6 protein-coding genes and 1 pseudogene are annotated in these 6,944 nt (G+C 64.2%); 4 read left to right on the top strand and 3 right to left on the bottom strand.

Annotated features, from left to right (window positions below):
• Positions 1–336: 336 nt before the first annotated feature.
• The 4 genes and pseudogenes from EB084_16735 to EB084_16720 all read left to right on the top strand — a co-directional run bounded on the left by EB084_16735 (position 337) and on the right by EB084_16720 (position 4,055).
• Positions 337–740, top strand: a pseudogene (locus EB084_16735) (hypothetical protein).
• 3 nt (positions 741–743) lie between these two features.
• On the top strand, positions 744–1,118 hold the full coding sequence (locus EB084_16730) for a helix-turn-helix domain-containing protein (GenBank protein ID NDD29903.1): 375 nt from the start codon (positions 744–746) through the stop codon (positions 1,116–1,118).
• The gene (locus tag EB084_16725; protein ID NDD29902.1) at positions 1,115–2,851 is read left to right on the top strand and encodes a hypothetical protein; all 1,737 of its coding nucleotides are present in this window, start codon (positions 1,115–1,117) and stop codon (positions 2,849–2,851) included. Before EB084_16730 ends, EB084_16725 begins: the two co-directional genes overlap by 4 nt.
• A gap of 58 nt (positions 2,852–2,909) precedes the next feature.
• The gene (locus EB084_16720; protein NDD29901.1) at positions 2,910–4,055 is read left to right on the top strand and encodes an ATP-binding protein; all 1,146 of its coding nucleotides are present in this window, start codon (positions 2,910–2,912) and stop codon (positions 4,053–4,055) included.
• Between the two features lie 67 nt (positions 4,056–4,122).
• Here the strand turns inward: EB084_16720 and EB084_16715 are convergent, their stop codons facing one another.
• From EB084_16715 to EB084_16705, 3 genes are all read right to left on the bottom strand, one after another.
• Entirely contained in the window at positions 4,123–4,650 is a 528-nt protein-coding gene (locus EB084_16715) for a hypothetical protein (GenBank protein ID NDD29900.1), read from the bottom strand.
• Between the two features lie 232 nt (positions 4,651–4,882).
• Complete coding sequence (locus EB084_16710; GenBank protein NDD29899.1) at positions 4,883–5,689, bottom strand: alpha/beta hydrolase; 807 nt, start codon at positions 5,687–5,689, stop codon at positions 4,883–4,885.
• Between the two features lie 259 nt (positions 5,690–5,948).
• Positions 5,949–6,590: a hypothetical protein gene (locus EB084_16705; GenBank protein ID NDD29898.1), complete on the bottom strand. Its 642-nt coding sequence runs from the start codon at positions 6,588–6,590 to the stop codon at positions 5,949–5,951.
• Positions 6,591–6,944 lie beyond the last annotated feature (354 nt).

Raw genomic sequence — 6,944 nt, 5'->3', positions numbered from 1 at the left:
CGCGGTGTCCCCCACGGTGGCGTGGTGGACTGCGGCTTGTCCCCCACGGTGCCGTGGTGGACAGGGTTCCGCGTCCGCCCGTGGTGCCCGCCTGGTAGCTTGTCCCCCGCAGAGGTGGAGACTATCGCCGTGGCCACATTGCCTGAACGTGATTCGGCCGTACGCCGCGGGCGCAGGAGGGCGGTGCGAACGCGTGAGGGATGGACGCTGGGCAGAGGTCGCCTGTCATCGACATTGCGGGCACGCGAATCTCGAGCGTTTCGGCTCCTGCGATGGCATCGTAGCACTCTTGTATAGGGTCCCACATTGTGGGATAATGTCTGCGTGGAATATGTAATCGTGGAGACCTCTGGCTCTGCCGCGGCGCGAGAGGAGTACTTCGCGAGTGACGCAGAGTTCGCCGCGTTTCGGGGGCTTTTGATGGCCGATCCGCTGTCAGGCACGGTGATCAGAGGCGCAGGGGGCATTCGCAAGATTCGGTGGACGGGTCGAGGACACGGCAAACGCGGCGGTCTTCGAATCTGTCCTGTGGCGGCAACGTCTCCACGTTGGGTCGAGGACACGGCAAACGCGGCGGTCTTCGAATCATCTATCTGCACGTGCCCAGACACAACCGGCTCTACCTGCTTGATGTCTACGCAAAGGGAGAGCAGGAAGACTTGAGCGCCGACGATCGTCGAGTCATGGCCGCCATTGCTGAACAGATAAGAGAAGCCCTCGACAGGCGAAGAGGACGATAGGAGATGACCGTGAGACCGAACAGGCAGCCACTAGGAGAGCGCTTGAAGGAAGGGCTCGACGAAGCACTGCGTCACGCGCGTGGCGAGATCGAGCTTCCCATGACGCTCATCGAGATCCCCGCCCCCCCTCCTCACTACGGTCCGGCCGACGTCCTGCGGGTGCGTCAGCAGCTGCACATGAGCCAGAGCGGCTTCGCTGCCGTGCTTCATGTCTCGCTGAAGACGGTGCAGTCGTGGGAGCAGGGAGAGCGGAACCCCTCGCACGCGGCGGCTCGTCTGCTGCAGGCTATCGAACAGCCCGAACTTCTCTCTGACTTTGTGCGGCGGCAGCGCGAACGAGGGCAGTCGAGCAGACGGTTCTCGCGAACATCTTCTTGACCGCATCCAAGAGAACCGCCACCATCTCGTCAACTTCGCGATCGGAGATCAGCGGCCGCGCCTGTGCACGTTGGCGTCGGGTCCAGCCCCTCTCGTTTGTCTGGATCATCGTACTTTTCTCGCTCACAACGAGCACGGCATTCGCGGGCCCCGTCACGTTCGACGCTTCGCAGATCGCCGCGTCTGACTGCTCGACCGCTGACACCGCTTCGCTGCGGGCGTTCGAGATGCGACTGTGGGACCGCTGGCTGCACCAAGATGGTTCGGCATACGTGGCGATGCTGTCAGCCGATGTCACGCGGTACAGCGGCCGCGCGCCGGCGGCCCAGCGGGGTGCAGCGCAGGTAGCACGCGAGCTTAAGCGCGAGTGGTCGGCGTTCGAGCGGCCGGGCGGGGTGATCTCGGAGGCGATGCGTATCGAGCAGGCGCGGTTCCACGTCGATGGCGAGTTCGCCACGGCTGAGTACACCATCTCGGTGAAGGGGGGGACGCGCTGGAAGTACACCGATCAGGGCCTGGTGTTTCAGGTGCTTCAGCGCAGCGGGCCGTCGTGGAAGATATGCCATCAGGTCGACAGCTGGAGCCTCGATTTCGACCCGGCGTCGGGTGAGGCGGGGCAGCAGACCTTCTCGTTTGGATTCGTGTACCCGGTCACCGACCTGAAGCGCGCCGAGGCGTTCTACCGCCCTTTGCTGGGCACGCCGGAGAGCGTGACGGCTGAGCGCTGCGTGTTCAATCTTCAAGGCATGCGCTTCACCCTCGAGCGCGGCGGCGAGATCCGGCGCGACTGGCCGAACGGCTACGGGGTCTTTCTGGTGCCTGACCTCACACCGTGGCGCAGCAAGCTGAAGGGCACCGTTCACGTCACGCCGCGTGGCGATGACCGCATGGTGTCGACCGACGCCGACGGCAATCTGTTCGCGCTTCTGCGGGTGACGCGCGGCGGACAGCCCACGGCGCTCCTGCGAGGGCTGACGTCGGTGGAGGTCCGGCGCATTTTTCTGGCATGGATGCGACACGATGCAGCGGCGCTCTCGAAGGCGTTCGCGCCGGATGTTCGCTGGTTCGACGACAGTCGCATCCGCACGCGTGGCGTCGCGTGTGGGGCAGGCGCGGTCATGCGCGCGCTGACCGACGCGTACTGGCCGCAGTATGCGCGCAACAAGGAGATTGTGGCCTCGGCCTCGTCAGAGCTTCGGCGCAAGGTGGGGCAGAGAACGCTCTTCACCTTTCTGGTCAACCTCGAGGGGGTGGGCCCGCACCCCTTTCGCGAGAGCGCGTCGGTGACGATGCTGCTCGACGCACGGGGGCGCGTGTGCCAGTGGGTCGTGGCCGGCGACAACCGGCACGATGGTCTGGTTCTCGAGTTCGACTACACGGGGGTGCCCGTCGCTGATATCCAGAAGGCGCAGGCCTTCTACAGCGGGGTGCTTCGACTGGGAAAGCCCTACCGCGACCACGGCTGGCGCGGATGGTGGAGCGACCGCGCGGTCTACGGCATCTACAAGGGGCCCACGCGGCCAGGCCATGCCAACGGTTACGTCAGCTTCTGGGTGCGATCGGTCGACGATTGTATGCGCTACCTGAAGAAGCACGGGTCGAGGTTCCCGGTCATCGATTCGATCACGTCGACCGCGGGGGTCGACGACGAGCCAGGCTACCGCCAGGTGTACGCCACCGACAGCGAGGGCAACGGAGTCGTGTTCACCGAGTACACGGGGCGTCGTCGCTGAGGGGGGCGCCAAGCTCTTTCATGGAGGAAGATCCTGATTTGCGTCGTAAATCGGGAACATGTTCCTTCGACAGGTTCAGTTTCCCCCGCGCCAGTCATTCTTTCTCTTCGGGCCGAGAGCCACGGGCAAGAGCACGCTCGTGCATCAGCGCCTCGCGGCCGGCTCCACCCGTTTCATCGACCTGTTGCTGCCCTCGGTGGAGGAGACGTACGCGCGTGACCCGGACCTTCTCTACCGTGAGGTGCTGGCGCTGCCCGACACCATCGACACGGTGGTCATCGACGAGATCCAGAAGCTGCCCCGCCTGCTCGACGTTGTTCACAAGTGTCTGTTCGAGACGCGCCGACGCTTCGTATTGACGGGGTCGAGCGCCCGCAAGCTGCGCAGAGGATCTGCCAACCTGCTGGCGGGGCGCGCCGTTGAACGCACCCTCCACCCGCTCACCCAGCACGAGCTTGGTGACGCCTTTGATCTCGAGAGCGTGTTGGCATGGGGATCGCTGCCTGCCATCGCTGCCCTCTCGGAGACCGAGCGCGCGGACTACCTGAAGGCGTATTGCCACGGCTACCTGAAGGAAGAGGTGTGGGGCGAGCACCTCATTCGTCAGCTCGATCCCTTCCGCAAGTTTCTCGAGGTGGCGGCCCAGCACGACGGGCGGACGATCAACCTCGCGGCCATCGGGCGTGACGTGGGCGTCGACCCGAAGACGGTGCGCGAGTACTACCACATCCTCGAGGACACCCTGGTGGGGTTCATCGTGGAACCCTACACGCGGTCGCTGCGCAAGCGCGTGCACAAAGCCCCCCGCTTCCTCTTCTTCGACCTGGGGGTGAGCCGTGCTCTGAGCCACCAGCTGACGATGGCGCCCGTCCCTGGAACCAGCGCCTACGGAGAGCTGTTCGAGCGATTCTTCATTCTGGAGATGCTGCGCCGCGAGGCGTACTGCTCACGCGACTACCGCTTCTTCTATCTGGCCACCGAGCGCAACGAGGTCGATCTCGTCATCGAGCGCCCCGGGAAGCGCCTCGCAGTGGTCGAGGTGAAGTCGAGCCTCGAGGTGCGGCCCGACAAGTTGCGCAGCCTTCTCGCTTTGGAGACGGCCTTCACAGATCCGGAGCTGTTCTGCGTCAGCCGCGATCCGCGCCCGCAATGCATCGGTTCGGTGCAGGCGCTGCCCTGGGAGATGGCGCTCGAGGTGCTATAAGGCGCGAGTCTCGCCGCAGTTCCCCGTGTCGCGCCACCCTGCTCTCGCACCAGCCCCCAGCCCGACGTCACGCCGCCGGCGGCGTGCGTCGCTCGAGGGCGTCGACTCGTGCGGAGAGGCCTCGCATCTCGGTCTTGAGGGTGTTCACGTCGTCGACGTACCCGTACACGGCGGTTCCCACGCTCCGACGGTGACGATCAAGGTCGTCGGTCACGGCGGCGAGGCCCTGGTCGAGGGTGTGGTTCTGGCGGATCAGGGAGCGCCTTGTGTCTTGAAGCGCCACGTCCTGGGCCGCACTGGACCGGGTGAGGCCGTCCACGGACGTCTCGAGCTTGCCTACAGACGTCTCAAGGTTGTTCACGTTCACTTTGAGGGTCTCGACGGTTTCGTGGAGCTCACCCACCGATTCGCGGAGCTCACCCACCGATTCGCGGAGGTCGCCGATGGCCTCGTCGTGCATCTTAAGCGCGGCCTGCTGCTTGTCGAGGCTCTCGCACACCTCTTTGTGTCGCTCGCGCATATCGGCGCGCAGCTTGTCGATGGACTGTCGGGTCTCGGCCCCCATCTGCTCGAGGTCTCTCTTGAGCTGGTCCACGTCGGCAACGCCTCCACACGTCGAGTTCGGGGCAGGGCCCCTGCGGCCATCGTACATGGCCCATGTTAACGCATCGTTGCCAAGAGGTAAACCCCGCTGAACCGCAATGTGAACTTGTCTCGATTGGCCATTCGTGAACCTGGCACGCATGTTTCCGACCGTGATTCCCCCCGTTTGCGCGCCCGTCCCCCGCCTCTCTTCACGGCGCAGCCGCGCGCGTGCGCGGCAACCGTTACTCCGCAGCCTGCGCCAGCGACAGCAGGATGCGCGCAACCTCTTCAGGCGCGTCGACCATGAGGTCGTGCCCGCCGGCCACGAGATGCGCCTGCCATCGCGGGTCGGCAATGGCCTGCTGATACACCGCGTCGAAGGGCGCCCACGGATGGTCTTGCGCTCGGATGTACACGCGGGGTCCCGTCCATTCGCGCGCGACGCGCAGGGGTTCGGTGTAGGCGGCGAAGGCGGCTTCGCAGAGGTGCTGCTGCACCCAGCTGCGCCCGTCGTCGGTCTGGAGGTGGAAGTTCTCGACAGGGGGAGGGGGCATTCGCCAGCCCGCTCCCGCATCGCGCACCTGGGCGAGCAGCTGGCGGTTGGCGTCGGGCTCGCGCAGGGACAGCATCGATTCACCGTCGCGGGGAACGTAGGCGTCGATGTAGACCAGGGTGGCGAGGCGTTCAGGGACGCGGCCGGCCACGCCGGTGATGACCATTCCTCCGTATGAGTGCCCGACCAGTATGGCGTCGTTCAGATCTTCGAATCGCAGCACGTTCACCACGTCTTCGACGTGCAGGTTGACGCCGGCCATCGGACTGAGCAGATGCGAGCGTTCCCCCAGGCCCGTCAGCGTGGGGGTGTAGACCTCATGACCCGCGGCCCGCAAGGCTCGGGCCACGGTGCGCCAGCACCAGCCGCCGTGCCACATCCCGTGAACCAGAACTAAGGTGGCCATGATGGGCTCGTTTCTCGGAGCCGGCGTGGCCTCCCTCTGAGCCGACAGGCACGTCGACGCCGCGCGCGCGGGGGGGCTTGCGCCCCTCATGGAGGATGCCCATCGGGACGCGCCCCGTAACGCGCGTGTTCGCCGTCTGGTCACGCTGACGAAGCGCCATCGCCTGGCGCTCCAGGCTTGGCTTCACGCCGCCGGCGGCGCGCGGCGCTCGCGGGGATCGATCCGAGCCGGGGCCCAGCAGCTTTCGGCAGCGCCCGTCGGGTGCGGCAACCTCCGTCCACAGGGCGCCAGCCCCATCCTCCTCTAAACAGTCATTCGAGCAGAGCGAAGGGGGTGGTTCTTTCTCTGTTCAATCAACTCGTTTTCCGAAGAAGAGCCCGACGATGATGAGTGCAAATCCGCCTCCCAAGCACGCATAGCAGAGCAGCTTTGAGCTGGGTTTGCGGTCAACTTCGAAGATGACGGTTTTCTGGCTGTCAAAGCGGGGGAGGCTCGACTTGATCAATTCGGCTTCATTGTGTCCCAGGGTCTCGATGTTGTTGATGATCATTCCGCTGAGATTCGAGTCGGGTGGCGAGTTCTTGGCGAACTCTTTCACCTCGTCCACGTTCATGTCGACTTTCTTCTTGATGACGATACGGATGTCGAGAGCATTCACGATGTCTGTGCTCTTCAGACCTTTCAGCGGAACCTTCTTTTCCTTGCTGACCTGGGCGGCTGCACTCCTGAGATTGTCCTGCGAGGTGATGGGGTAGTAGATCGTGCTCACCAGCTTGGTATTCTGGTTGTAGCTGTAGATGAGAAGCTCGAGAGGGACGTGACTGCCCAGAATTCGATAGGGGTTTTCTGGGGGCCCTTTTTCGAGTTCCTCGTAGGTGATGGCCACGGGCTCGGCAGACGATTTCTGGCTCAGGGACAGTTCGTTGTAGCCGTAGAGCATGGCGCAGAATCCGATGGCGACCAGCCACAGGTTGACTTTTTTCTTGAGCATCGGCTTGTCTGACCTCTCTTCTGGGGTGCGACACGCGCGAATCGCTGGTCGCTCGTGGCGGGCAGTGCGACGTTCTTTTACGCGATGTGAGGATGTTCGCTGGCACGGGCGCGATGTCCCTGTCGCTCTTGACCGTCGTGCTCGTGGGGGGAACCCGAGAATACCCCCAAGGCCGCTGGGGGTAGTCAATGAAAACACCCAGCACTCGTGGGGGTATTTCATCGGGTCAGGGGAATGCGGACCTCTTTCTCCTGCTTTCGTGGTCCACGAGGTCTGGTCGCGCACTTGAGCCGTCAGGGAGATGTGTAGTCGCGTCGGGTTTGGCTCCCCGTAAGGCTAAAAAACACCCGTCAA

This window comes from Pseudomonadota bacterium, assembly GCA_010028905.1.
Classification (GTDB): domain Bacteria; phylum Vulcanimicrobiota; class Xenobia; order RGZZ01; family RGZZ01; genus RGZZ01.
Note: the sequence above shows the minus strand (reverse complement) of the source record. Positions and strands in the feature narration are given on the sequence as shown.

Bases quoted from the DNA above. Each gene is read 5' to 3' on its own strand.
- EB084_16730 (NDD29903.1), top strand. From the start codon at position 744: ATGACCGTGAGACCGAACAGGCAGCCACTAGGAGAGCGCTTGAAGGAA.
- EB084_16720 (NDD29901.1), top strand. From the start codon at position 2,910: ATGTTCCTTCGACAGGTTCAGTTTCCCCCGCGCCAGTCATTCTTTCTC.
- EB084_16710 (NDD29899.1), bottom strand. From the start codon at position 5,689: ATGAGGGGCGCAAGCCCCCCCGCGCGCGCGGCGTCGACGTGCCTGTCG.
- EB084_16705 (NDD29898.1), bottom strand. From the start codon at position 6,590: ATGCTCAAGAAAAAAGTCAACCTGTGGCTGGTCGCCATCGGATTCTGC.